This is a genomic window from Niastella sp. sgz303648 (assembly GCF_059587045.1).
In genome coordinates this window covers 497,103-522,463 of record NZ_JCAPSW010000003.1, presented here as the reverse complement: position 1 = coordinate 522,463, position 25,361 = coordinate 497,103, and the positions used below count along the sequence as shown (strand labels likewise).

The following is a 25,361-nucleotide window of genomic DNA, read 5'->3' as shown; positions in this document are numbered from 1 at the left end:
TTTTCAAATTAGCACATTGTTTAATTAAAGATACTTATCTCCCTTATTTCTTTTCACTTCTGCCACGTATTCTTTAATATCCTGTTCTTTCTCTCTTTTGCAAATGAGCAGTACATCATTGGTATCAACCACAATAAAATCTTCCATACCCTGCAGTACCACCAGTTTATTTTCAGGAGTTTGTATCATGCAGCGTTGCGTATCAAACACAATAACATTGCCGCCGCCGGAGGCATTGCTCAGATAATCTTTTTCGAGGTTTTCCCAGGCGCTGTTCCAGCTACCGAGATCGCTCCAGCCGAATGAAGAAGGAATAACATACACGTTATCGGCTTTTTCCATAATGCCGAAGTCGATAGATATATTGGTGCACAACGGGTAAAGACGTTGTAATGCAGGTCCTTCGCCGGTGGTGTTGAATTTATCTTTTTCGGCCACAAACACGTCGTACATTTCGGGCAGGTATTTTTCAAACGCATACAGGATATTTTTCACCTGCCACACGAAAATACCGGCGTTCCATAAAAATTCTCCGCTTGATATAAATGTTTTGGCCAGCTCAAGATTTGGCTTTTCGGTAAAGGTTTTAACCTTATACACATTGTCGCTTACGGCCTGTTGTTCGTACTGAATATATCCATAGCCGGTATTAGGATGGGTTGGTTTAATACCGAGTGTTATCAGCGCGTTGTGTTTGTTAACAAAACTCAACGCCTCGTAGCACACTTTATTAAACGCTATAGGATCGAGTATAAGGTGATCAGAGGGAGCAATGATCAACGATGCATCCGGATCAATTTCCTGCAGCTTAAATGAAATATAGGCGATACAGGGGGCGGTATTTTTGCGTGAAGGCTCGCCCAGGATGTTTTGTAACGGTATTTTGGGCAATTGCTTTTTAACAATATTCACGTATTCATTAGAAGTAACTACATAAATATTTTCAACCGGAATAAAGGCAGCAAATCGATCAAACGTAGACTGTATCAGTGTTTTGCCGGTATTCAAAATATCCAGGAACTGCTTTGGGTAATTGGTACGGCTCATAGGCCAGAAACGGCTGCCAATTCCCCCCGCCATAATTGCTACGTAGTTATGTTTGTTCATTGAGTAATGTTGATACGTTGATAAGTTTAAAAGTTGATCCGTGATATTCCATCAACCCTGTTAACTATTCAACCTGTTATCTTTATAACTTTTTTTATCTCTTCAACTTATTAGCCAGTTAACTATTTAACTTGTTAACTTACAAACCTGAACCTAAATCAATCCTTCCCTGATCAGGTCATGCAGGTGTATAATACCCAAATACTCCGATTCATTGGTTACTACTATCAGCTGGTTTATATCGTACTTACGCAGCCGGTCAAGCGCTTCAACCGCCAGTGCATCGGGTGTAATGGTTTTGGGGTTCAACGTCATGATTTCTTTTGCAGTAACACTATCCAAAGGAATATTCTTTTCGAGCATGCGGCGCAGGTCGCCATCGGTAATTATGCCCAGTAACCGCTTATCAGAATCGATCACAGCTGTAGTACCCAACCGTTTTTTAGATATTTCAACAATCACTTCTTTTAATGACGCAATTGGCGATACTTCGGGCTTTTCATTATTTATGTACAGGTCAGATACACGCAGGTATAGCTTCTTACCCAATGTTCCGCCGGGATGAAACCGCGCAAAATCTTCAGGCGTAAATCCTCTCAGTTCCATCAGGGCAACAGCCAATGCATCGCCCATTACCAGTTGAGCAGTGGTGCTTGAGGTTGGCGCCAGGTTGTTAGGACAGGCTTCCTGCGAAACAGTGGTGTTTAATATGATTCCGGCCTGCCGGGCAAGATAAGATTCAATGTTGCCAACCATGGCAATCAGGGTATTCCCGAAATTCTTTACCAGCGGCACCAAAACTTTTATTTCAGGACTTTCGCCGCTTTTGCTGATGATCATCACCACATCTTCCTGTTGTATCATACCCAGGTCGCCATGAATGGCATCAGCAGCATGCAAAAAAATAGAAGGACTACCCGTAGAATTCAGTGTAGCCACCAGTTTTTGGGCAATCAAAGCGCTTTTACCAATACCGCTCACAACCATCCTTCCCTTTGACTCGAAAACGGCCTTAACCGCTTTTTCAAAATCATCATTTATCATGGCTCCGATGGCCATAATTGCTTCTGCTTCCAAACTTATGGTTCGAAGCGCAACCGATTTAATATCAATGGCAGACACAACAGACATAATTAAGTCGCAAACCTACTTGAAATTGTTAATTGCACAAAAGCAATATGAATATCGGATAAAAGAACAAAACATGCTAAACAGGCTTGCCGGCCTGCTTCCCCGGCACAAAAAAACTAACTGCAGTTGGTTAGTATTTTTACCATCAATGGGAACGCTTAAAGCTTAACGCATAATGCTATAAACAGCCATTCCAGGCTTTTGACTTTTCAGCATTCAGCGTTCTGCTTTGGGCGTTTCGCGTTCTGCGTTAAGCATGATTCGCTATTTATCAGTTGCTTATACAAACAACAGTTATTCACTTTTGTTAAAAACTAATGGTGCACAGTTAAGTTAAATGCTGTATCTTAAATGAAGTGTAGATGCATGCACACTTACAGTGATTTTAAATATGTTGAATTGACCATTAAAAGGTTGGCATAACAACAAAAATGAATTAAATTCGCATCCCTTTACAAGGTGCCTGTTATACACTCTTATCCTAAAGGCCTGATTTAAACCCATTCAAACGATCTGACGATTTTTTGCTAAAAGGCAACTTGAATTATGTTGTTATTGTGCTGCACGAACGGCATAATAAAAGGAAGTTATTTTAAATATTTCTGAAACAATCTGTGCGAAGGAAACACTTTGAGCAATGTCAACTACATCAAAAAAAATACCGTCTAAAACGACAAAAGTTCAGAAAGACAATCCAGTAGCGAAGAAAAAAAGTGCAAACACTTCTTCAACTATTTCAGGCACTTTTTTACATGAAGCTCTCCAGGAGCATTTTGGATTCAACGCTTTTAAAGGCAACCAGGAGCCTGTCATCAAAAGTTTATTAGCGGGAAAAGATACATTTGTTATTAAACCTACAGGTGGTGGTAAAAGCCTGTGCTATCAGCTTCCAGCTATAATTAGTGAAGGCGTTGCCATAATCATAAGTCCGCTTATCGCTCTTATGAAAAACCAGGTCGATCTGGTGCGTAGTTATAGTAGCAAAGATGATGTAGCCCATTTTCTTAACTCTACTTTAACAAAAAAAGAAATTCGCGAAGTTCATGATGATCTGCTTAGCGGTCGTACCAAGATGTTATATGTGGCGCCCGAAACATTAACCAAGCAGGAAAATCTTGAATTCTTTTCAGACCTGAAATTATCTTTCTTCGCTGTTGATGAAGCACACTGTATTTCGGAATGGGGACATGATTTTCGTCCTGAATACAGAAGGCTTCGTGAAATGATGACGCAGATTAATCCCGATATTCCGGTAATTGCGTTAACTGCTACGGCTACTCCAAAAGTACAAAGTGATATCATAAAGAACCTCTCATTAAAAGAACCCGAGATATTCATTTCTTCGTTCAACCGGCCTAACCTGTATTACGAAATACAGCCCAAGATAAAAAAAGACCAGACCATCAAAAGCATTGTGCGTTTCATTGTACAGATGAAAGGCAAAAGCGGCATTATTTATACGCTCAACCGCAAAACCACGGAAGAGCTGGCCGATATGCTGATGGCCAATGGCATTAAAGCCGTTGCCTATCATGCAGGGCTCGACAGTAAACTGCGCGCCGAACGCCAGGACCTGTTTTTGAATGAAGATGTACAGGTTATTGTTGCTACCATAGCCTTCGGCATGGGTATCGACAAACCCGATATTCGCTTTGTAATACATTATAATATTCCCAAAAGTATTGAGAACTACTACCAGGAAACCGGTCGTGCCGGACGTGATGGACTTGAAGGAAAATGCATTTTATATTATTCGCATAAAGACGTGTCGAAGCTTGAGCATTTGATGCGCGACAAACCATTAAGCGAACGTGAAGTAGGCGCCCAGCTCATTAGCGAAACCGTAGCATATGCCGAAAGCGGTGTGTGCCGTCGTAAAATACTGATGAGCTATTTTGGTGAAGAGTATACTCAGGAAAACTGCGGACAATGCGACAACTGTTTGCATCCAAAAGAACAGGTAGAGGCCAAAGACAATGTGGTTAAGGCATTAAAAGTGATTAAGGCGCTCGATGAAAGGTTTGCAACTGATTATGTATTAAATATTCTGATCGGACGGTTAACACCGAATATTGCCATGTACCGTCATGAAGGCCTTGCTGAATTTGGTATTGGCAAGGATCAGCCTGACCATTACTGGAATTCACTGATCAGACAAATGCTGCTGGAAGGACTGTTAAGCAAGGATATTGAAGATTATGGCGTTTTAAAAATCACCAAAGCTGGTGATGCATTTGCCAAAAAGCCGAAGTCGTTCAAAATGGTATTGAACAATTTATACGAAGAGGCTTATGCCGATGACGACGAAGGTGCATCAGAAGCAGCAACCGGTACGGCAGTCGATGATAAGTTGTTTGAAATGCTGAAAGAGATACGCCAGAAAGAAGCAAAGAAAAAATCATTACCTCCGTTTGTAATCTTTTTAGAAACCTCGCTGCAGGATATGGCCACGCTGTATCCTACTACATTGGCAGAACTGGAAAAATGCTCTGGTGTAAGTAAAGGCAAGGCAATCAGATATGGAAAGCCGTTTATTGAATTAATTGCCCGGTATGTTGAGGAAAATAACATTGTGCGCCCGGATGATTTTGTGATGAAAAGCGTGGTGAACAAGAGCGGCAATAAAGTGTATGTGATTCAGCAAACCGATAAAAAGATACCGCTTGAAGTAATTGCGAAGAACAAGGGCTGGCGTATGGATGAAATGCTGGAAGAAATGGAAACCATTGCCGCCAGCGGCACCAAGCTGAACCTTGATTATGCCATTGCCGAAATGCTGGATGAAAACGAGCAGGACGAGATACTGGAATATTTTAAAGGTTGCGAAACTTCATCGCTGCAGGTAGCGCTGGAAGAATTGTCGGAGCATGACTTCACCTGGGAGCAGTTGAAAATAATGCGTATTAAGTTCCTTGCTCAATACGGAATGTAGTTCTGAGTGGCCTTGCACTGAGTCCCGCATCTTGGCGGGAAAGTGTTGAAGAACAGCCTGAGAAACGTTGAGCAAAGCCTCACCGCCTGCCGGCGGGTCGAAACGAAGTTGTATAAATAATTTAAAAGGGATGTTTACAGGCCTGGCCGGTAACATCCCTTTTTCATTTTCGGCAAACCGGATAATGATTTCATTCATCGAAAAATAGCGGCATTTAATCGAATTAATACCCATATATGATTACCTGTTAATACTTTACGCTTCAGAAATCCGTTATTAGTGCGAAGAGATAGTTTAACCCCTGAACACTAAATTTAAAATCCTAATGAAAACCGTTGTACTTACAGGTATTTCCTGCCTGTTTTTAGGAGGAGGCATTTGCTTTATAAATAACATGAGCGAATTCAGCGACATTTCAGCTTTTAAGCAAGCTCTCTATACTGCCGACCCTCTTGGTCAAACCGAAAACAGGAACAACACAACAACAGAGCAATCATCTTCAGATTTAACAGTTGTTAATCAGCAAAACAAACAAGACAGTACATTAAATGATACTCATTGGCTTGATGATGCGGCCTTTCAAAAGGCGGTAGAAGCCGACATCTTGTCGGAAAGCCAGGAGCCTAAAGCTGATGTTCCCGGCGAAACAACTGCACCGGAAGCGATTATTCAGGCTTCGCCCAAAGAAAGAAAAGCGGTACCGGCAGCAGCGCCTACTCCCACGATCAGGCAGCTGATTTTGGAACTGACGCCGGATACAACCACCAACAAAAAAGTACCGGTAGAGGTTGTATAATTAAAAGTTTGAAAATAAGCCCAACTTAAAAGATACTGCAATAAAAGGGCAGAAATACAGAATATATAAGCTAAAGCACTTCGATGAAGTGCTTTTTTTGTGAAATAAATTTGCCAAAGACACCGATTTTTTTTCACAAGTTTTTCAGTTTTATGGGAATATCCCCTATTTTTGCAGCCCGCTTTAGCCACCTATGGTAGTTACAGCGAAAAAGCTCACAAAAAGCTGATGGTGCGGTAGCTCAGTCGGTAGAGCAAAGGACTGAAAATCCTTGTGTCGGCGGTTCGATCCCGCCCCACACCACGAAAGCCTCTGATGAAAGTCAGAGGTTTTTTTATTTGAACCAGCACTCATTAAAATTAGGCTATTTTACACCCACATCGGCTGATGTCCCATACTGCTTCATGCTCCTACCGCTTTCTAACAATCGACCGCAGCCTGTATTCCAAAATTCTTCTAAAAATAAATATTCCGTTTATTGCTAACGTAAGTATATACGTGTACTGACGACATTTACCTGTTTCTCCCAACTTTGGAAAGTCATAGTTTTGACCCACCATTATTAAGCGCCTGATTAAACGTTCAATAACCTAATGAAAATACCAATATCCGTTTTCTATGTATGCCTGTTTGTATTGGCAACATTGTCCGTTTCTGCTAAAAATTATTATGTAGATCCATCTTCTTCAGGATCAAACCAGGGAACATTGACTGATCCCTGGAAATCGATAAGCGATATTCCCGAGTATGTTAATTATTTCCAGCCCGGCGATACCGTTTTTTTCAAACGGGGTCAGCAGTATGTAGGCACCCTTTCTATCAACAGCTCAGGCAGCAGTAGTGCCCCCATCGTGTTCATGCCTTATGGCTCAGGAAACGCACCCGATTTTCAATATGACCTGGCAAACACAACCGAATCCCAGATCCACAACCGGATTATAATCCGTTTATACCAGGCAAATTATGTGGTGATCGATGGCTTTGAACTGAAAGATGCCACGATGCCTGAGACTGATCACAATGTTACGGCCCATGTAGGATATGGCGTGTACACCTATAATTGCTCCAATAATATTATTAAAAACCTTACTATATCGCGATTGGGCGCAGGCGTAGCCTTAGATGGCGGAAGCAATAATACAATTACAGATTGCAACATCAGCAATCTGCGTATGATCATCAATACGCCTGATATAGCCTGGGACGATTTTGGCGCAAATGGAATAATAGTGGAAGGTTCAGATAACACCATAACGCACAATCATATTCAGGATTGCTGGGGCCCCAGCTATGATTACCAGATGGATGGCGGAGCCATAGAAATGTATGGCGCTATATCCAATAACAAAATATTGTACAACACAGCCAGTGAAAATCTGGGCTTTATGGAATTTGGTAGCGGTTCAGGTGGTCAGGCACTCAATAATGTGATTGGCTACAATCTTTTGATCAACAACGGACATGTATTCTGGATCAATACAGAAGGTGTGTATGGCCTGGATGTTCGCAACCTGCAATTTTACAATAATAACATTATCGAAACACATGCGCCCCGGCTTGCTGATGATAAAAATCTGATAGGTATTTCCAGAACGCCTTCTGTTTCGAATGTGCTGACTATGAAGAACAATATCTTCTGGCTCAACACTTCTTCCAACATCACTGATCCTCAGGCGCAGCCATTTAACGGACCGCAGCTCATTCACCAAAATAACCTGTTTCATATGGGCGGAGGAAGCTTTGGGTATACGTTGGATGCTTCAGAACAAAATCTTAATCCGGCCATATCGCTGTTCACAGATATTATCTCTTCCGGCGACCCTGCTTTATGGAATTATAACCTGCAGCCTGCCGCTGCCGCTGTTAATTTTGGGCAAATTACCGGTATAGATAAAGACTTTTATGGACAGGCTGTTCCTTTTGATGGCGCTCCCGATGCAGGGATTGCAGAAAGTATTTCCACCATTCTTCCCTTACAGATCCTGTCTTGCAACGGTTGGCGCAGTGCAAATGGAAATAATATAGAATGGGAAACCAACGAGGATAAGGCCGATCACTTTGAAATTGAAAGAAGCAACGGCGCGGGAAGTAATTTCAAAACAATTGCAATCGTTCCGTACAAAACGGATGCAGGTTCATCTACCATAAAATACCAGTTCGTAGATAACGATGTCACGGATGAGATACAGTATTACCGTATTAAAGCAGTTGAACCGGGTAATTCAGATTTGTATTCGAAAATTATCAGCATTAAGAACACTGTTGCGGCAGAGAATATGACCGTTTCACCAAATCCGGCCCGCGATTATGTGTATTTGAGAAGACCGGGAAATGATTTTCTCAATAAAGAAATGTTGCTTGTTAACATGGCTGGCATCGTATTAAGAAGAGAAAAGCTCAATGAAACCAGCAGCCAGATAAAACTAAATGTAAGCATATTGCCACAGGGCGTGTATATAATTAAACTTACAGACTATAAAACCGGCGAGCATCACAGTACCATATTTACAAAATAATGAATCCCCTGGTGCAGGCGTATCTATGTCAGCACTCAACTAACGGAAGGTCACAATAATGTGGCCTTTTTTTGTAATCAATGAAGCCGCCCTGTGTTCAGTCCCTATTCTTCAAATCATAAATAACTAAATAATATCAGTAAGCGCCGATCAACCGGCGCAACAACTGATGCTGCAATAAGCCAGGAACAAAAGATCATCGCGTATCCTATCCCTGCAGATGATCATATAACCATTAACATACCCGACGGCTTACATAAAAAGGCTCAGGTATTATTAAGTGATATCAATGGAAAAGTAATTAAGATTGAAACCGCTAATAGTAACACATTTGTGTTGAACATGAGCAAGGTGGCTTCAGGAATTTACATTGTACAGGTAATTCAGGGTAATCAAAAATTTGTGAAACGAATCTGGAAGAAATAATTTTCTTTGCCGGGCAGGTAATATGCCTGTCCGGCATTTTCTATACTTTTTAACACACATCTATTCCGCGTTCAAAATCAAAGGTGTTTATACACTATATTAACAATATCACTAATACACACGGATAATCTTCGTTATTCTGCTCTCCTATTGTACGCTTCAACAATGAGCCTCCCCTCTTTGTGGTATTTCATTTACTCCAATAAATTTCTATTTTTACCCGCTAACTATTTAAAACCCGTATCATATGAAATTAAGAATTGCCCTTATTTCCCTGTTCTTTTATTCATTGCTGACATCCTGTAAAAAGGATAATGACAACGATCCCGCACCACCGGAAAATACGCCGGCTCCCACTATCAGTTCTTTTTCACCTGTAATGGGATTGGCTGGTGATACCGTGATAATCACAGGCACAAATTTTTCGACCACAATTTCAGGCAACACTGTAAAGTTTAGTAGTAATTCAGCGGCCACTGTAATAGAAGCAAGCGCTACACAACTAAAAGTAAAAGTTCCTGCAGGTGCTGCAAGTGGTGCAATTGCTGTAGCAGTTGCAACTTCACAGGGTATCAGTACCACAACGTTCGAAGTATTGAATGATATTCCACGCAACAACCTCGTAGCTTTTTATCCGTTTACCAATAACGCCAATGATGCCGGTGTAAGCGCCTTCAACCTCAATTTGTACGGTACCTATAATGCGGTAGCCGATCGTTTTGGAAACGCCAACAGAGCTTTTTATTTTAATGGCGGTAATAGTTATGCCATATCATTGACCAAAACTGCAGCGCAGGTATCGCAGCCAATAACCGTGGGCGCCTGGATAAAATACGATTCCCTGATCTCTTCTTCAATAATGGGTAAGTTCTATAACAATGGATTTATATTTTATGTCAGTAGTAGCGGAGCGCTTATAGCTTATACCGATGGCGCACATATAACTTCAAGCGATGCCGGCGTAATGCCTAAGAATACCAGCGGACAATGGATCTTTATTGCTATGACCTACGATGGCACTACTTTAAAATTTTACAAAAATGGCACCGGTGCAGGAACCTATAGTTATACGGGAAGCATAACAGCCGATGCCAACAGCAACTTACGAATAGGGCTCAGCGGAGACGGCGGTACAGGGCTTGCAGCCTTTAAATGCAGTATCGACGATGTAACTATTTATAGCCGTGTGCTGAGCGATACAGAAATACAACAACTGATGCAACAAACTGTATCTAAAAAGTAAATTGTTCAGTAATACCAAACAAACACCCCTGCACCAATCAGTGTCAGGGGTTTTGTATTATAATGAATGCATTTGTTAAACCCAATTACTATTTTTGGATGCCTTTTTATTTCGCTCATAATAAATTTCAATAATCATTTCATGCTTAAAAAAATAGCACCCGACAAATGGCGACATTTTTATGCAGGTATTCTGATGGGTGCAGTATTACAGGGAATTGGTCTGTGGCTCCTGGCCAATCAACCGTTGCTTTCAACGTCGCTGGCTTTATTTATTGTAATTGCCATTAGCTACGGCTTTGAACTGTTTTCAAAATTTACCGGCATGGGCATCTACGATTTTATGGATGCTGTAGCTTCTGTTATCGGTGGCGTTACAGGAATGGGTATTGCCTGGGGTGTTGTTTGGCTATTATAAAACAAAGGAGCAGCCGCATTGCATCTGCGGTTTGCATGAAATGCCGCATAATCTGTATGAACTGCAGAATCATTAAATAATTTCAATTGCTTTTAGTTGACCAATGAAGAATTTTTAAGGAATTATTCCGGATGGTTTACATATTCAATTTCTGGGTCAATTGTGTGCCAACCCCGATATCTTTGCATAAACCGGATTACCTTATCCGCTATAATTCACCTACCAAAATTTGCTTCATGGCAATCAGAATTTTTATAACAGGCGGCACTTTTGATAAGGAATACAATGAACTGAATGGTGAGTTGTATTTTAAAGATACTCATATGCAGGAGCTTCTTGACAAAGGCCGAAGCAGGCTGTTGGTGAATATTAAAACCTTAATGATGATCGACAGTCTTGAAATGACTGCCGAACACAGGGCGCTTATTGCTGCCGAATGCCGCCAGTGTGCTGAAGATAAGATTGTAATAACACATGGTACCGATACCATGGCTGAAACAGCGCGTGTACTGGCCCAGTCTGTTCCCGGCAAAACCATTGTACTTACCGGCGCGATGATACCTATTAAATTTGGTAGCTCCGACGGACTGTTTAACCTGGGCAGCGCGCTTGCTTTTGTACAATCGCTGCCTGCAGGCGTTTACGTGGCAATGAATGGCCGTTTCTTTAACTGGGATAATGTGCGCAAGAACAGGCAAACCGGCATTTTTGAAGAACTGAAGGCTATAAGCAGCAAAGAAGCATGAGTAAAAATAAATAAGGGCACGCGCAGGCGTTGCCCTCAAAGATTTTGGTTATTTTCCTATAAAACAAAAAGACTGCTGAACAGGTTATTTTTTTGGAGGAAGAGCAAAGGCAATGGCTTCATGTTCAAAGTTGCCTTTATGTGAGCCATCGCAAAAAGGTTTGTTTTTCGAATGACCACAACGGCAAAATGAAATCACTTCACGTCCGCCCAAATCGTACACATTTCCGTTTTTATCTACAATTTCCAAATCACCTTCTACCCGTAATGAACCATTGTTGTTAACTGTAATTTTTGTTGTTGCCATTGTTAATTTTTGAAAGCGCAAGATAAAGGAATAAAAGCACAGGAAACAGGAACCGGGCGCAGGAGAGGAAATTTAAAATACATCGAGGATATTTGTTTCAACGCCGTTGAAAACAAAATAATCGCCGGTCTGTTTATGTTGCAACAGCTTAGCCAGCGGCGCATGAGGCGATAAAAAGAAAATGGTCTTTCCCTCAATTATTTGTTTCCCCAGGCCGGCAGCAATAAAAAAGATCATATCGCGGCATTCAATACAGGCCCCGGTACCTGCGCTGGTATGTACAACATCTACGTTTACGGTACGCAATAACGATAATTCTTTCAACTGTTGCGCCAGCTGCTTCGAATGCATTTCTTTTTCGAGGTGGCTCATGGCCCGGGCGGTTTCATACTTATCGCCGGCCGAACTTTTTTCTTCGTTATTAGCGGCCTGCTGCGCATTATCAATAATAGTTTTTGCAGCCGCAATCCGGTCCTGAATGATCTGTTCAGCTTTCAGTTTCAACCTGTTCTTAAATGATATTTTTTCTACTATTGTCACGGGTGCTAATTTAAAATATTCCCGGCTATCATCCGTCTACCTTATTGATAGCTATTTTTTATTTTAAAAAGAAACAACATGCACTACAACAAGTCATGCGCCGCAAAAGGCGAATCGTACGGAAGCAGTCACCGGCACCTGCTTTACCGGAGTATGCAACGGGCAGCCGTAAATGTGTACAAAACCGATACCAGCTACGAAATGCTGGTGTTTGCGCCGGGTCGTATTAAAGAACATTTTTCAATTGATGTGCGCGGTAACGAGCTTACCATTTCCTACACACCACCCGAAGGGTTTCCACGTCCCAACTGGGTACAGCGCGAGTACAGCCGGGGTGGTTTTGTAAGAACCTTTTTACTCGATGAAACCGTAGATGCTTCGCGCATCAGCGCAAAGTATGTTGATGGCGTTCTTGAGGTAAGCCTTCCGCTGATTGAAGGAAAGGAAATTCAAAAACAGGAAATAACCATTAGTTAAGGCGAATCAGACAAATGAAAAAAGTCCCGCCGTTGTGGCGGGACTTTTTATTAATATAGTTCATTGAAATTCGCTTTATTCTTTGACTCCGCTATTCTTCGACTTCGCTCTATTCTTCGACTCCGCTCAGAACGGCAAATCATCATCCGAAGCCGGCGGAAGGTCGTAGGTTGGCACATCATTGGCCCCCGAAACAGGCGCACTGCCTGCTTTCTTTGTAATTTTCCATGCTTTCACATCGGTATACCACCGGCCATTGTATTCACGGCTTTCAACATCAAACGACACGTCAACCGCTTCTCCGGTTTTAAAACTGCTCATATCTATTTTATCGCCCCAAACCGCAATGCATACTTTTTTAGGGTATTGATCGCCTGTTTCCAGAATAAAATCCTGTTTTTTCCACGGGCCATTTTTGCCCTGCCCTGTTTGAACCTGTAAAAACTGAACTATTTTGCCGCTTATATCCATAATTAAACTTTTACTATTTTTTGGGTATTATCTCTTCAATTATTATTCCCTGAAAGGGTTGTTGGTAGCTTACGATTTTCACAAAGAACGTGATTTATTCCGGCTTGCTCACTATAAGCTACGCAAATTAAATTTTTGTTATGTCAGCTGTTTCTATATCGTACACCATGCTGCAAAATTCTACATCAAACCACTGCTTAAATAACTCATACGATTTTGTTTCGGGCCATTCCTGCACATCTTCGTGCCACCCTTCCAGTTCATTAATGAAAAGCTTTTCAAAATTTTTTTGCAGCCATTCATCAAACTGAGATTTCTTTTCCAGCGTTTTTACAAGGTATACGGTTTTTTGCTGATCCAGATCGGCCGGTGGTTCGTCGTCTGCAAACAAATTTCTTACCCAATCCAGAAAAGGTTTTTTCGGAATTACAGCAATCGCGCTGCGATTAACATAGGCCGCCTCCTCATATATTGCTTCATCTTCAAAGTCATCCTCAAAATCATCGTCATCGTCGTCATCATCATCTTCTTCATCAGCACCAACAAACACATCGTGCATGAATTGCTCGTATGATTTTGCGGTAACATTCACCATGGCCTCTCCTTCTTCATCATCAATAATTTCACAATCATCGAGCATAACTTCATGCTCACCAAATTTAGCTTCTTTATCTTTTACCAGATTATCTACCAGTTCCTGCATTTTACGGTCAAGTTCTTTTGCCAGAAAATTATTGCGGTAGTTATGGTAAAAAAATTCATCTCTTTTTTTCATGACGGCCATATTCCACGAAATCTGCGCCAGTTCCAATTTTTCTTGCAGTTCGTCAATATCAGGTACATCTGTCATATATGGCTGAACCAGCTCAATAAGCATTTCTGACCATGGTAAATTGGGAGGTTCGGGAAAATCCCTGCCAGAGGCAATATTTTCAAAAATTCCTGCCAGGGTACGTGCCGCTGCATCAACATTCTTTCCCGGGTGTTTGCCTCCTTTTATTGGCTTCATAACAAAATATTTATGCCCCGAAGGTAGGTACAGCCCTATAAACAGAGCCATTAAATGAGCACAATTTTTTAACAATCATCCCCTTCTTCGTCCTCATTCCACGATTCCCTGCAGATACACCATTTGTCGAACGGGCACAAGGGTGGATCGTACCTGCAGAATTGAATGGTTTCGAAACCGCAGCTCGCGATCATTACTTTTCTTTCAGGTATACTTACCATCAATGTGTATTTCTTACTTACCGGTAATAACAGTAATAAAAAATCCCGCAAAGTGCGGGACCAAAATAATTTGATCTATAATTGTTCAGGCAGCCATACGGCTTGTTAACTGTTCTGCAATTGCATCAAGTATTTTTGAAGGTACATTGTTAGCGGCACTTCCCCTGTCGATAGCCGTAATTCGCTTCAGTACAGGATGCCATCCGAATATATAAACAGGACTCCCATTCACACTTACCCTGTATTGCGTTTCCATCGTATAGGTTAAAAATGAGGTAGCGGTAACATACAGGGACATATTATCTATCACCAGTTCAAACGTGGCGGTTTTTGTTATATTCCTTTTGGTTTTCATAAGTACCTCCGCTTAAATGTAAAACATCAATTTCCCAACAACTATGCCGAACAGGCATACCATGCCAATCAATAGCCAGGTAGTTTTTCACATATTGAACCGGTTAACCGGCGCAGTGGATGAAGCGAAGAAAAGGATTAATATATGTAGAATAATAAACAGAAATCCGCAATAGCAACAGGCAAATACAGCCCTGTAGCTTTTGCGGACTTCAACTTAAATGCGAAAAATCTATTTAAAATCTATGAGCCTCTTTGTGCCCTGCCACTAACACGGGTAGCTTTGGCAGCCCCTTTACTGGTACCTTTTCCCTTTGAGGGTATAGGCGATTGTTTGCCTGTAGGTACGTTTCCTTTCTTCTTGTCTTTATTCTTATTGGTGTTAAACAATGACATATGAATAAATTTTATCTGTGTAAAGTTAAGAAAGCCGTTACAAATTAGCTAAACAGGTTTATCCCGGTTCAATATAACGAATTACATGCTATTAACTTATGCTGTTAATAATGAAATTTAAATATGGGTTTTTTTTAACGCCACGGATACAATTTCCACAACAGTCAAAAGCCCCTGATTCGCACATCATTTGCGTATAAAAAAACATGACACCTCGTGAAAAAAGATTCTGGACCGGAGCAGCGCTGGTATCGGTTGAATTGCTGGGTACCATGGTGGCATTTACCGGTGCACTGGCCTTATTGGTTTTTACAATAAGACCACGCATGCGAAAATATAAAAAGATAGATCTCAAAATTTTCTCCGCATTAAAAACCCATATCAGCGAACCCAACAACCGGTTAATGCAGGGATTTACTTTTTTAGGAACGCATACATTTCTTATTCCTGCCAACCTGAACCTTATTATATACTTTTTGTTTATCCGCAAACACACCTGGTTTTCGATACGTGTTGCATCAGTGGCATTAAGCAGCTTGCTGCTGATGTTTTCCCTGAAGCGTTTATTTCATCGCAGGCGGCCACTGCTGCCTTTACTGCAACCGGCCAAAGGACTGAGTTTTCCCAGTGGTCATGCTTTAATGAGTAGTACATTTTACGGACTGCTCATTTATATTATATCGCATACCATAAAAAATAAGCCGGTTAAACAAACAGCTATTGTTTTACTTGTATCATTAATTGTTGCTATCGGGTTTAGTCGCATATACCTGCGCGTGCATTATGCCAGTGATGTAGTGGCAGGTTATATTACCGGGCTTTTATGGCTCATCGTTGCACTGGATGTATTAAACAGGCTTGAGGTATATAATAAACAAAAAGCGAATCAACTTACACAAACCGTAACTATATAAAAAGAAAAAGCCATCCTGCAACAGATGACTTTCATTTTCATGGATATACTGATGCTTACTATTTAATTGATATGTTCACAAGTTAACCTCTTAATCAGCTAACCTGTTAACTCTCTGTAATTCAGATCACAACACTGCGACGCCGATTATTATTCGGCATTACTCCACAAATTTACAATAAATTTCTTAAAATATTGCCAAACACAGAATATTATTCATAAAATGATTAATTTTACAGAAAATTCATCGGAATGGACATTGTTTTGGACAATACCGATCTGCAAATTCTGGAGCGCATGCAGGCCAACGCACGCATTTCAAATGCCGATCTGGCGCGAGAACTAAATATGGCGCCTTCGGCCGTACTGGAACGCGTTAAAAAGCTGGAGCAAAAAAAGGTGATCAACGGATACACCACACAAATCAATCCGGCAGCTGTACAGCAAAAATTACTGGCATTTATTTTTATACGCTCGTCTGAAGGATTTACCTGCAGCAGTAACACAGCCCAGGCGTTGGCTGCTATACCCGAGGTGCAGGAAGTTCATCACATTGCAGGTGAAGATTGTTACCTGATAAAGGTTCGCACCGCCGATTCATCGTCGCTGATGAACTTGATGCGCAACTCAATGCAAAAAATCCCCAACATTGCTTCTACTAAAACAACCATCGTTTTGGAAACCGTGAAAGAACAACAACAATTGGTGATTCCTAAAACTTAGTTCTATGTTACTTGATGCAAAAAGAAAAGCTTCCCCTTTAATGGTCGTAATTGCCTTCGCTACCGTGTACCTGGTATGGGGCTCAACCTATTTCTTTATTCAACGGGCCATTCAGCACATTCCGGTTTTTATACTGGGCTCCATCCGTTTTTTAATAGCGGGCGCTATATTGCTGGCATGGTGTGCCATAAAGGGTGAAAAGATTTTCAATTGGGCGCAAATTAAATCGGCAGCTGTAAGTGGTTTGCTGATGTTATTTGTAGGTAACGGCGCTGTTATATGGGCCGAGCAATCGCTGGCCAGTTCGTTGGTAGCGGTTCTGGTTTCATCGGCTCCCATTTGGTTTGTTGTTCTGGATAAACCAAAATGGAAAGAAAACCTTACCAGCCGCCCAACTATTGCAGGATTGATCGTTGGTTTTATAGGAGTTATTTTATTGTTCAGCGAACAAACTTCAAAGGCTATGGGCGCCGGCAACGGGCACCAGGTTATAGGACTGATTGTATTAATCATCGGTGCTATGAGCTGGGCAGGTGGATCATTATATTCAAAATACAAATCAACCACAGGTTCAGCCACAGGCAACTCGGGCTGGCAAATGATGGCAGCAGGTATTGCTTTTTTACCCGGCAGTTTTATCAATAATGAATGGAGTACATTTAATGTGCAGGCGGTTACCGCCGAATCGTGGTTCTCGTTGTTTTACCTGATCACGATGGGTTCGCTGGCCGGCTTCAGCGCTTATGTATGGTTATTGCAGGTTAGACCCGCCACCCAGGTAAGCACCTATGCCTATGTAAACCCGGTTGTAGCTGTTTTGCTGGGCGTATTATTTGCCAACGAACATATGAGCCTGGTGCAAATTGCCGGTTTGGCTGTTATTCTGGCCAGTGTGCTGCTCATCAATTTGGCCAAATACCGCAATGGACAAAAATCAGCGAAGGCTACAGATCAAACCAGTATAAAAAACAAGGTAATAATTAGCGCTCCCCGGCAGAAAGTAGTTTTATAATTTCGAATAAATTTTACCTCACCCCTGGCCCCTCTCCTCAAGGAGGGGTTGGGGGTGAGGTATTTTTCAGGCTGTTTGAGTTTTATGTTAATTCGGCATCTTAGTTGTTGGCTATTGGGCGTAAATTGTATATTGTGCCCAACCCCCGCTCCATAAAGAGTATAGAACAAAGCACCAAACAAAAACTTTTACCCTTTACGGTTGAAAATAATGGGCCTTATTACTATTTTTATCACTGTACCGGTATATCATTTTTTTTAACATGTAAAGTTTATCGTACCCATAATCTTTAACTATGAAAAAGGGAGTAAAAATTTTTTGGTGGGTGTTTTTTAGCGGCCTTCTGATGGGAATTCTGCTGATTGTTTTTGCCAATATTGGTTTATTGGGCAAAATGCCTTCTATTCAGGAACTCTCGAACCCCACTGCCCTTGTTGCCAGCCAGGTATATGCCGAAGACGGCACCCTCATGGGAAAATATTATATCGAAGACCGTATTGATGTGGAATATAAAGACATCAGTAAGCAGGTAATAAATGCTTTGGTGGCCACCGAAGACGAACGCTTTTATGAACACAATGGAATAGATGGCCGGTCACTGGCACGATCATTCGCCTCGTTTGGAACAAGAGGCGGCGCCAGCACCATTACCATGCAAACAGCCAAAAACCTGTTTACCGAAGGCTGGATCACCCGCAACATACTATTACGTGGTCTTCAAAAATTAAAAGAAGCGATCATTGCCGTAAAACTCGAACGTAATTTTTCCAAGGAAGAAATTATTACCCTTTATTTAAATACTGTTGCGTTTAGCGACAACGTATATGGCATTAGAAATGCCTCCAGTACCTTTTTTCAGAAAGAACCTTCCGAGCTGAGCACTTCAGAGGCAGCTGTACTGGTGGGCATGGTAAATGGACCCCAGTTGTATAACCCACGCAGGTTTCCCGAAAGAGCAAAAAACAGAAGAAATTGGGTGCTGCACCAAATGGTTAGAAGTGGTTTTATTACCGAACCACAGGCCAGTGCCTTGGGTAAGGAACCGATTAAACTGAATTATAAAAAGCTGAATGAAAATACCGGACTGGCGCCCTACTTCCGTGGTGTGTTGGGCGAAGAATTGAAAAGATGGTGCAAAGAACATGAAAACCCCGCTACCGGTAAGCCATACAATTTGTATAAAGACGGATTGAAGATCTATACCACCATCAATCTGCGTATGCAGCAATATGCCGAAGAAGCTGTTGCCCGTCATATTCCTTACATGCAGAAAATATTAAATGCACAAAAGAATATTAAATCAGGTTCCGTTTGGAAAGAGTGGGAAAATGTATTAGAAGCGGCAATGAAACAAAGCGACCGCTGGAAAAATATGAAAAAAGATGGCGCCAGCGATGATGACATTCGGAAGTCGTTTTATGTTAAAACGCAAATGACCGTTTTTGCCTGGAACGAACATCGTGAAATCGATACGCTAATGACGCCTTACGACAGTATCAAATACTGTAAGCAATTGTTGCAGGCCGGCTTTATGGCTATGGATCCGGCAACAGGCGCCATAAAAGCATGGGTAGGTGGTATTGATTTTAAAACTTTCAAATTCGATCACGTTAATATTAATACCAAACGCCAGGTAGGTAGTACCATCAAGCCGTTGCTGTATTCACTGGCTATTGAAAACGGTGGTTTTACACCCACAACACCGGTTGAAGATGTGCAGCAGAATTTTGAAGGATTTGGTCCTGTTCCCGCTACTAATGCTTCATGCTCAAATCAAACCATGCCAATGGCCGAAGCGCTGGCTCAAAGCCGTAACTGCGCCACCGCTTATATTATGAAGCAACTGGGCAGCAAAGGCAATGACGCAGCCGTTCGTTTTGTAGATTTTTTAAAGAACTGTGGCGTACAAACGAAAGTTGAACCGGTGCCTGCTATTTGTTTGGGTAGCGGCGAAATTTCATTGTACGAAATGATGCAGGCGTACAGTATGTTCCCCGCCAGCGGATTTTCGGTAAAACCCATGTACCTGTCGCGCATCGAAGATAAAAACGGCAACACGCTCGAAGTATTCAATTCTGAACGTAAAGAAGTAATCAGCTCCGTAACTGCCTATAATGTTATCAGCATGATGCAGGGTGTAATGAAATACGGTACCGGTAAACGCGCAGCCAGCTACGGTATCAACGTTACGAACCTTGCGGGTAAAACCGGTACAACCAACGATAACAGCGATGCCTGGTTTATGGGTTATTCGCCTCAGTTGTTATGTGGTGTGTGGACGGGTTGCGACGACCGGTTTATTCGCTTCAGCAGCACAGCGGTTGGTCAGGGTTCATCGGTGGCTTTACCGGTATGGGCCTACTTTTATAATGCCTGTTTAAAAGACAAAAACGTAGGGCTCGATAACAAATTAGCTTTTACCAAACCCGATGGTGTGGTAACCGATTCATTGCCCGACTGGACCAAAATACCCATGCAGGGCGCTGATGGGGAAGGCGGCGGCAGCCAAAATGTTGGGGGCACCGGCACCGCTTCGGATTATGATGCAGTACCGCAGGAACCTGCACCAGCAACGCCGGTTCCCGGCAAAAAAGATACATCGCGTGTTCCGGCTGCGGCTACATTGCCTAAAAAAGCAGGTGAATAGTAAAGTTCTTAGTTAATTATATTGCGGGCCGACTAAAAGGTTATACTCAGGTAAACTTTTTAGTCGGCTCCTTTTTTATATAAGATCATTGGTTTAGAAAAGCAAAAATCTCATTGATTAATTCTCTAAATCACTAAATTCCCAAATCAGAAATTATTCAAATACCAGCTGCATGCATAAACCATTTTTGTTTTTTGTTTTCATTTGTTATTCCGCTGTTTGCTTTGGTCAACCTAAACCGGCCTATGATCCCGCTGAAACATTTGCACCAGGTTTTTATAAAGAAAATGGTAACACCATACGCTCAGCCAATGGAGCACCCGGTAAAAACTACTGGCAAAACCGGGCCGATTATACCATACAGGCTACTCTTGATACGGTGAATCAGCAGTTATCGGGTTTTGAAATTATTCACTATAGTAACAACAGTCCCGATTCGTTGCAATCGTTATGGCTGCAGCTCGATCAAAACACTTATATAAAAGGTGCACGTAGTAATTATTTATTTGATCAGATACCGAACCAATTTACCACAGGCTTTCAGCTTGACCAGGTTCAAATAGAGCAAAACGGAAAAATTACAACGGCCGATTATATTGTTACCGACGCACGCATGCAAATAAGGCTGAACAAAGCTTTGCCTGCTACATCGGGAAAAATAAACATCCGCATAAAATACCATTATACCATTCCCGGTGCTTTTGGTGGGCGCACCGATTATGTGCAAACAAAAAACGGCACCGTTTACGAAATAGCGCAATGGTATCCGCGCATGTGCGTATATGATGACATTGAAGGATGGAATACCCTGCCTTTTTTAGGCGGCGGTGAATTTTACTGCGAGTATGGCAATTTCGATTATAGTATTACGGTTCCCTGGAATATTATTGTTGCCGGCGCCGGTGAATTACAAAATGCCACAGAGGTGCTTACGGCGCAACAAATTGCCCGGCTTACTGCGGCCCGCAACAGCGATAAAACAATTATGGTTCGTACTGCTGCTGAAGTAAACGATCCTAAAAGCCGCCCTGCCCAAAAGGGCACGCTTACCTGGCATTTTAAAATGAACAATACACGCGATGTGGCGTTCGGGGCTTCAAAAGCATTTATATGGGATGCGGCAAGGATTAATTTGCCGGAAGGCAAAAAAGCATTGGCCATGTCGGTATACCCGGTTGAAAGCGCCGGAGACAGCGCCTGGGGCCGGTCGACCGAATACCTGAAGGCATCGATTGAATATTTTTCAAAAACATGGTTCGTTTACCCCTACCCTACTGCGATCAATGAAGCAGGCATTGCCGGCGGTATGGAGTATCCCGGCATTTTGTTCGATGGTATAAACGATAAAACCAAAGAATTATACTGGGTTACTGCGCATGAAATTGGTCATAACTGGTTTCCGATGATCGTTGGGTCTGATGAACGACGTCATGCATGGATGGACGAAGGCTTTAATACGTTCATTGATATTTATGCTTCAGATGCATTCAATAACGCCGAATATGCGCCCAAGCGCGACAGCGAATACGCACCCGGCGGTGGCAACCCCGCCGATGAAATATTGCCTTACCTGAGCGATGCCAAAGCACCCTCTATGATGATGGCGGCCGATGCCATTCCCGAAACATATCGCCACCCGATCTCTTATTTTAAACCCGCATTTGGACTGGTATTACTGCGGGAATATATTTTAGGCAAAGACCGTTTTGATTATGCCTTTAAACGGTATATTCATAACTGGGCGTTTAAGCATCCAAGTCCTTACGATTTTTTTCATGCCATGGAAAACGAATCGGGTGAAGACCTTACCTGGTTCTGGCGTGGATGGTTCCTTAATAACTGGCCGCTCGATCAGGCTGTGCAGCAGGTAAGCATTACCGGTAAAACGGCACAAATAACCATTGCCAATCTGAATAAACTGGTAATGCCGGTGGTTGTACAAATTGCATACAGTAACGGAACAACCCAACGCATACAGCTGCCGGTTGAAACCTGGTTTCAGCATACTACATATACTTTTCCGGTTCCTGCAACAGAACCAATTACTGCCGTTACCATCGACCCTGATCACCAGCTACCAGATATGAACAGGGGAAATAATGTTTGGAAAAAATAATAACTGCTTACAGAGATGGAATAATTAGTTACCGGTTGCCAGTTGCCAGTCACCGGCTACCAGTTACCGGTTTCCCGGGAACCGGTAACTGGCAACTGGGAACTGCTAAAAAAGCCTCCCGTTAAGAGAAAACTCACAGTTATCTTTGTACTGAAAATATTACGATGGGCCTGACAGAAAAAATTTTATTGCTGACGTTCGGGATGCTGCTGATCATTTTTATTGCAGTGGCCAACCTTAACCGCAGCGATAAATTAAAACAACTGAAAGAAAAATATGAAGCGGCTCTCGGGGGCGAGGACCGGGAATTAGCGATTGAAGCCGGTAAAGAATATTACCGCTTTTTACGGGGCAGCGAACTAACTATCGAAGACGAACGTGCTATTTTAAAAGATATTTCTTCGATGCCGGAACAACCAATAGGCGATGGGCAATAAGCAATTGGTCCCGCCTTGCGGGATTGCCGCAATTTAAAAAACCCAATTATTTTTCTCATTGCCTATTGTCCATTGCCTATTGTCCATTGCCTATTGCGTATTGCCTATTGCCCATTGCCCATTGCCCATTGCTCATTAAACTTAACACCACATCCTTTATAAACAATGCCATTATAATTGGCCTCCACTTTATATTCGTACCAGTTATCACTCATACCGTCGGTACAAAACTGAGGCGTAATAGTTATTTGCATTTTAGCCGAATCGGTTTGCACATTGTATATCCATTGTCCGTTTTGCGGCACAGGAGCTACATAAGGAAAAACCGTTGGCTTATTGGCATCAATTTGTAAAAAACTGATCTGTTTATCTTTATCAAATTCCATTAACCAAAAAGGTTCGGTGCCAAGCGCAAAGAAATCGATCCCTGCCGCTTTTTTCTCCATCCAGGCCGTATTATCTGACCCAATCATTTTGCGGGTAATATAAACCCCGGGATAATTTGATACAGGCGACCCTGTTGTACTTACTTCATTCAATCCTTTATTGGTAACTGTAAACCGTTTAATAACGGTGTTGCTTACCAGCAGCTGCAATAAATCGCTCGATGTTTGCCAGCGGCCTTCTGTTTCAACCGGCGGTACCTGTTTACCATTATATTCATCCATCATATGAAAGGAATGATCGGCCAAAAAAAGAATTTTACGGCTGATATTTCTGCAATCATCACATGGTAATTTACCGGTATAATATCCAGGCACAAAAGAGGTGGGAGAATCTATTTCATCTGTAGCAGTTTCCTGTACACGTAAAGCAGTATCGTTTGTTTGAGTGGTAGTAGTTGTTGTTTGTTGCGGTTCAGGTACAGAAGCATTATTGCAGGCAATGAATAGCATCACCAACAGGCCATAACAGGGTTTCATCTTTATATATTTAATATTTCCGGCAAATCATGCCCGTAAAAATTAAGGGCATTATTATTTGGAGGGAATATTATGAGCAAAGAACAGGCCGTTGTTAAAAAATGGGAATAAAAAGGAATAAGGGTACGGATTATTTAACTCATACACAAGTACGAGGGACCCATCCTGCTCAGCTTGCTTTGCCTTTATGTTCCCAATACTCTTTTACAATTCTTCCGTCGACCATTTGCCGTAGCCGCCGGGTAAATCGTTCGCCTTTTATATGGCCTTTTTCATCTTTACGGCCCAGCGTTAATACAATCGCATCTCCGTCCCTATCGGTTTTGAATGCCAGATCGTATTGACTGCAGTGGGTTTCGATAAGGGAAGAAGGTTGGTACTTCTTCCTTAAAATTTTTAAAACAGGTTCTTCCAGCTCCATAATTAATGTTTTTATCATGAATGAATGGATTACTTTTTCACTGTTGTTCGGGGGGTATACTATTTCAGAACTGTTGTTTCAGATTTGAGCTGTTTATTGCATTCATAGGCCTAACCAAAAAATTTGTACGCACGGTTTTATTTGGGATCTGTGCTGCTTTTCTACGACAATATTTTTTTGAATGCGATTGAATGCGGCTTACCTGGCTGCAGGTATTATACCACAATATCAAGAATAGGTTTATACGCCTGTTCAGGAGGATTGTAAGGAGATACCAGGTGTTTTTTGTTTTTCCGTTTTTCAAGCCGGCGAGTAACAGCTGCTGCTACCAGTCCGCCAGTTAAATATAAAGCCAGCGTCATCCATTTTCTTTTTGATGTACCGTTGCTATGATTTCCGTTTAAACCCAGTTTTGCGGGTAATGTTAGTGCACCGGCGCCGGCAGTTAGTCCCAGCATGCTGCCTATCGAAAGCAGGTTTTTATTTCCCAAACCAGCCAGGCTGTAATAAAGCGTGTTTGCCATAAGACTGCCTGCCAAACTGGTAGCATATATCTTATTGCTGATGGGAATTTGTTTTCCGGCTTTCTGCAGTTTTTCTGTAACCACTTTTCCAACGAGATCCATTCCCGAAGCAGATGGGTTTATTTTACGAACGACCTCATGCAAAAGAGTTACAGTTAATGCGCCGGCAAAGCCACCGGCCAATGACGCCAGCAGTTTCATTTCATATTATTTAGTGTTACAAAATAGAATAAAATAATAGTGCCACAGTACCTATACTAAAAGTTGCCTATTTTTTTTCGCATATACGCCAACCCGTGGCATATGTTATACAGGATTGCACCCAAATTTTAGTTCAATAGTTAATGCAGTAACCCACGCTACTTAACATAGCATTTACTCCTGAGTACGGGTGTACACAAACATTAAAAGTTATAGCGAAGTTTTTAATTCCAGGTCTGTAGAGATGTGTAGTATGTGAACGGTAATTTCCCTTGCTATATTAAAGATACAACATTACCGGCAAAGAAAAATCAAATGTGGCGGCAGCTTTTTTACCTGAATTTTATACGAATCCC

25 protein-coding genes and 1 tRNA gene are annotated in these 25,361 nt (G+C 41.9%); 15 read left to right on the top strand and 11 right to left on the bottom strand.

The window, feature by feature from the left end; genetic code table 11:
• Window positions 1–24: 24 nt before the first annotated feature.
• Both AC59IL_RS11080 and AC59IL_RS11075 read right to left on the bottom strand, forming a co-directional pair.
• A complete protein-coding gene (locus AC59IL_RS11080; RefSeq protein ID WP_496552185.1) occupies window positions 25–1,107 on the bottom strand; it encodes a mannose-1-phosphate guanylyltransferase in 1,083 nt (360 codons plus the stop codon).
• A gap of 153 nt (window positions 1,108–1,260) precedes the next feature.
• Window positions 1,261–2,238 (bottom strand): KpsF/GutQ family sugar-phosphate isomerase, encoded by a 978-nt coding sequence (locus AC59IL_RS11075; RefSeq protein WP_496552184.1) that lies wholly within the window; start codon window positions 2,236–2,238, stop codon window positions 1,261–1,263.
• Between the two features lie 637 nt (window positions 2,239–2,875).
• Here AC59IL_RS11075 and recQ point away from each other — a divergent pair.
• The 8 genes from recQ (at window position 2,876) to AC59IL_RS11035 (ending at window position 11,314) form a co-directional block, all read left to right on the top strand.
• Window positions 2,876–5,170, top strand: a complete 2,295-nt coding sequence (recQ, locus tag AC59IL_RS11070; protein WP_496552183.1) for a DNA helicase RecQ — start codon at window positions 2,876–2,878, stop codon at window positions 5,168–5,170.
• Window positions 5,171–5,495: 325 nt separating this feature from the next.
• Window positions 5,496–5,966, top strand: coding sequence for a hypothetical protein (locus tag AC59IL_RS11065; protein WP_496552182.1), 471 nt, complete (start codon window positions 5,496–5,498; stop codon window positions 5,964–5,966).
• Between the two features lie 230 nt (window positions 5,967–6,196).
• Window positions 6,197–6,269: transfer RNA gene (locus AC59IL_RS11060), tRNA-Phe, on the top strand.
• 290 nt (window positions 6,270–6,559) lie between these two features.
• Complete coding sequence (locus tag AC59IL_RS11055; protein WP_496552181.1) at window positions 6,560–8,482, top strand: right-handed parallel beta-helix repeat-containing protein; 1,923 nt, start codon at window positions 6,560–6,562, stop codon at window positions 8,480–8,482.
• A gap of 135 nt (window positions 8,483–8,617) precedes the next feature.
• Window positions 8,618–8,908 (top strand): T9SS type A sorting domain-containing protein, encoded by a 291-nt coding sequence (locus AC59IL_RS11050; protein ID WP_496552505.1) that lies wholly within the window; start codon window positions 8,618–8,620, stop codon window positions 8,906–8,908.
• A gap of 247 nt (window positions 8,909–9,155) precedes the next feature.
• Window positions 9,156–10,151: a LamG-like jellyroll fold domain-containing protein gene (locus AC59IL_RS11045; RefSeq protein WP_496552180.1), complete on the top strand. Its 996-nt coding sequence runs from the start codon at window positions 9,156–9,158 to the stop codon at window positions 10,149–10,151.
• Between the two features lie 141 nt (window positions 10,152–10,292).
• Window positions 10,293–10,568, top strand: a complete 276-nt coding sequence (locus AC59IL_RS11040; protein WP_496552179.1) for a hypothetical protein — start codon at window positions 10,293–10,295, stop codon at window positions 10,566–10,568.
• 236 nt (window positions 10,569–10,804) lie between these two features.
• Entirely contained in the window at window positions 10,805–11,314 is a 510-nt protein-coding gene (locus AC59IL_RS11035; protein WP_496552178.1) for an asparaginase domain-containing protein, read from the top strand.
• Window positions 11,315–11,398: 84 nt separating this feature from the next.
• Here the strand turns inward: AC59IL_RS11035 and AC59IL_RS11030 are convergent, their stop codons facing one another.
• Together AC59IL_RS11030 and AC59IL_RS11025 are read right to left on the bottom strand one after the other, a co-directional pair.
• The gene (locus AC59IL_RS11030; RefSeq protein ID WP_496552177.1) at window positions 11,399–11,620 is read right to left on the bottom strand and encodes a CDGSH iron-sulfur domain-containing protein; all 222 of its coding nucleotides are present in this window, start codon (window positions 11,618–11,620) and stop codon (window positions 11,399–11,401) included.
• A 72-nt stretch (window positions 11,621–11,692) separates the two neighbouring features.
• The gene (locus tag AC59IL_RS11025) at window positions 11,693–12,160 is read right to left on the bottom strand and encodes a hypothetical protein (protein ID WP_496552176.1); all 468 of its coding nucleotides are present in this window, start codon (window positions 12,158–12,160) and stop codon (window positions 11,693–11,695) included.
• Between the two features lie 78 nt (window positions 12,161–12,238).
• Here AC59IL_RS11025 and AC59IL_RS11020 point away from each other — a divergent pair, with 78 nt between their 5' ends.
• Entirely contained in the window at window positions 12,239–12,637 is a 399-nt protein-coding gene (locus AC59IL_RS11020; RefSeq protein ID WP_496552175.1) for an Hsp20/alpha crystallin family protein, read from the top strand.
• Window positions 12,638–12,763: 126 nt separating this feature from the next.
• Here the strand turns inward: AC59IL_RS11020 and AC59IL_RS11015 are convergent, their stop codons facing one another.
• The 4 genes from AC59IL_RS11015 to AC59IL_RS11000 all read right to left on the bottom strand — a co-directional run bounded on the left by AC59IL_RS11015 (window position 12,764) and on the right by AC59IL_RS11000 (window position 15,088).
• Window positions 12,764–13,108 (bottom strand): DUF3127 domain-containing protein, encoded by a 345-nt coding sequence (locus AC59IL_RS11015; protein ID WP_496552174.1) that lies wholly within the window; start codon window positions 13,106–13,108, stop codon window positions 12,764–12,766.
• Between the two features lie 127 nt (window positions 13,109–13,235).
• Window positions 13,236–14,117, bottom strand: coding sequence for a hypothetical protein (locus AC59IL_RS11010; RefSeq protein ID WP_496552173.1), 882 nt, complete (start codon window positions 14,115–14,117; stop codon window positions 13,236–13,238).
• A gap of 306 nt (window positions 14,118–14,423) precedes the next feature.
• Window positions 14,424–14,693 carry a hypothetical protein gene (locus AC59IL_RS11005; RefSeq protein ID WP_496552172.1) on the bottom strand — a complete coding sequence of 90 codons (270 nt, stop codon included), beginning with the start codon at window positions 14,691–14,693 and terminating at the stop codon, window positions 14,424–14,426.
• 242 nt (window positions 14,694–14,935) lie between these two features.
• Window positions 14,936–15,088: a hypothetical protein gene (locus AC59IL_RS11000; RefSeq protein ID WP_496552171.1), complete on the bottom strand. Its 153-nt coding sequence runs from the start codon at window positions 15,086–15,088 to the stop codon at window positions 14,936–14,938.
• A gap of 206 nt (window positions 15,089–15,294) precedes the next feature.
• On the opposite strand from AC59IL_RS11000, the gene AC59IL_RS10995 reads away from it, so the two are divergent.
• From AC59IL_RS10995 to AC59IL_RS10970, 6 genes are all read left to right on the top strand, one after another.
• On the top strand, window positions 15,295–16,002 hold the full coding sequence (locus AC59IL_RS10995) for a phosphatase PAP2 family protein (RefSeq protein WP_496552170.1): 708 nt from the start codon (window positions 15,295–15,297) through the stop codon (window positions 16,000–16,002).
• Between the two features lie 251 nt (window positions 16,003–16,253).
• Window positions 16,254–16,724: an Lrp/AsnC family transcriptional regulator gene (locus AC59IL_RS10990; RefSeq protein WP_496552169.1), complete on the top strand. Its 471-nt coding sequence runs from the start codon at window positions 16,254–16,256 to the stop codon at window positions 16,722–16,724.
• Between the two features lie 4 nt (window positions 16,725–16,728).
• Entirely contained in the window at window positions 16,729–17,736 is a 1,008-nt protein-coding gene (locus AC59IL_RS10985; RefSeq protein WP_496552168.1) for an EamA family transporter, read from the top strand.
• 295 nt (window positions 17,737–18,031) lie between these two features.
• Complete coding sequence (locus tag AC59IL_RS10980; RefSeq protein ID WP_496552167.1) at window positions 18,032–20,383, top strand: penicillin-binding protein 1A; 2,352 nt, start codon at window positions 18,032–18,034, stop codon at window positions 20,381–20,383.
• 172 nt (window positions 20,384–20,555) lie between these two features.
• A complete protein-coding gene (locus AC59IL_RS10975; RefSeq protein ID WP_496552166.1) occupies window positions 20,556–22,499 on the top strand; it encodes a M1 family metallopeptidase in 1,944 nt (647 codons plus the stop codon).
• A gap of 164 nt (window positions 22,500–22,663) precedes the next feature.
• Complete coding sequence (locus AC59IL_RS10970; RefSeq protein ID WP_496552165.1) at window positions 22,664–22,936, top strand: hypothetical protein; 273 nt, start codon at window positions 22,664–22,666, stop codon at window positions 22,934–22,936.
• Window positions 22,937–23,040: 104 nt separating this feature from the next.
• Here the strand turns inward: AC59IL_RS10970 and AC59IL_RS10965 are convergent, their stop codons facing one another.
• The 3 genes from AC59IL_RS10965 to AC59IL_RS10955 form a co-directional block, all read right to left on the bottom strand.
• Complete coding sequence (locus tag AC59IL_RS10965; RefSeq protein ID WP_496552164.1) at window positions 23,041–23,859, bottom strand: copper resistance protein NlpE N-terminal domain-containing protein; 819 nt, start codon at window positions 23,857–23,859, stop codon at window positions 23,041–23,043.
• 169 nt (window positions 23,860–24,028) lie between these two features.
• Entirely contained in the window at window positions 24,029–24,298 is a 270-nt protein-coding gene (locus AC59IL_RS10960; RefSeq protein ID WP_496552163.1) for a hypothetical protein, read from the bottom strand.
• Window positions 24,299–24,495: 197 nt separating this feature from the next.
• On the bottom strand, window positions 24,496–25,005 hold the full coding sequence (locus AC59IL_RS10955; RefSeq protein WP_496552162.1) for a hypothetical protein: 510 nt from the start codon (window positions 25,003–25,005) through the stop codon (window positions 24,496–24,498).
• Window positions 25,006–25,361 lie beyond the last annotated feature (356 nt).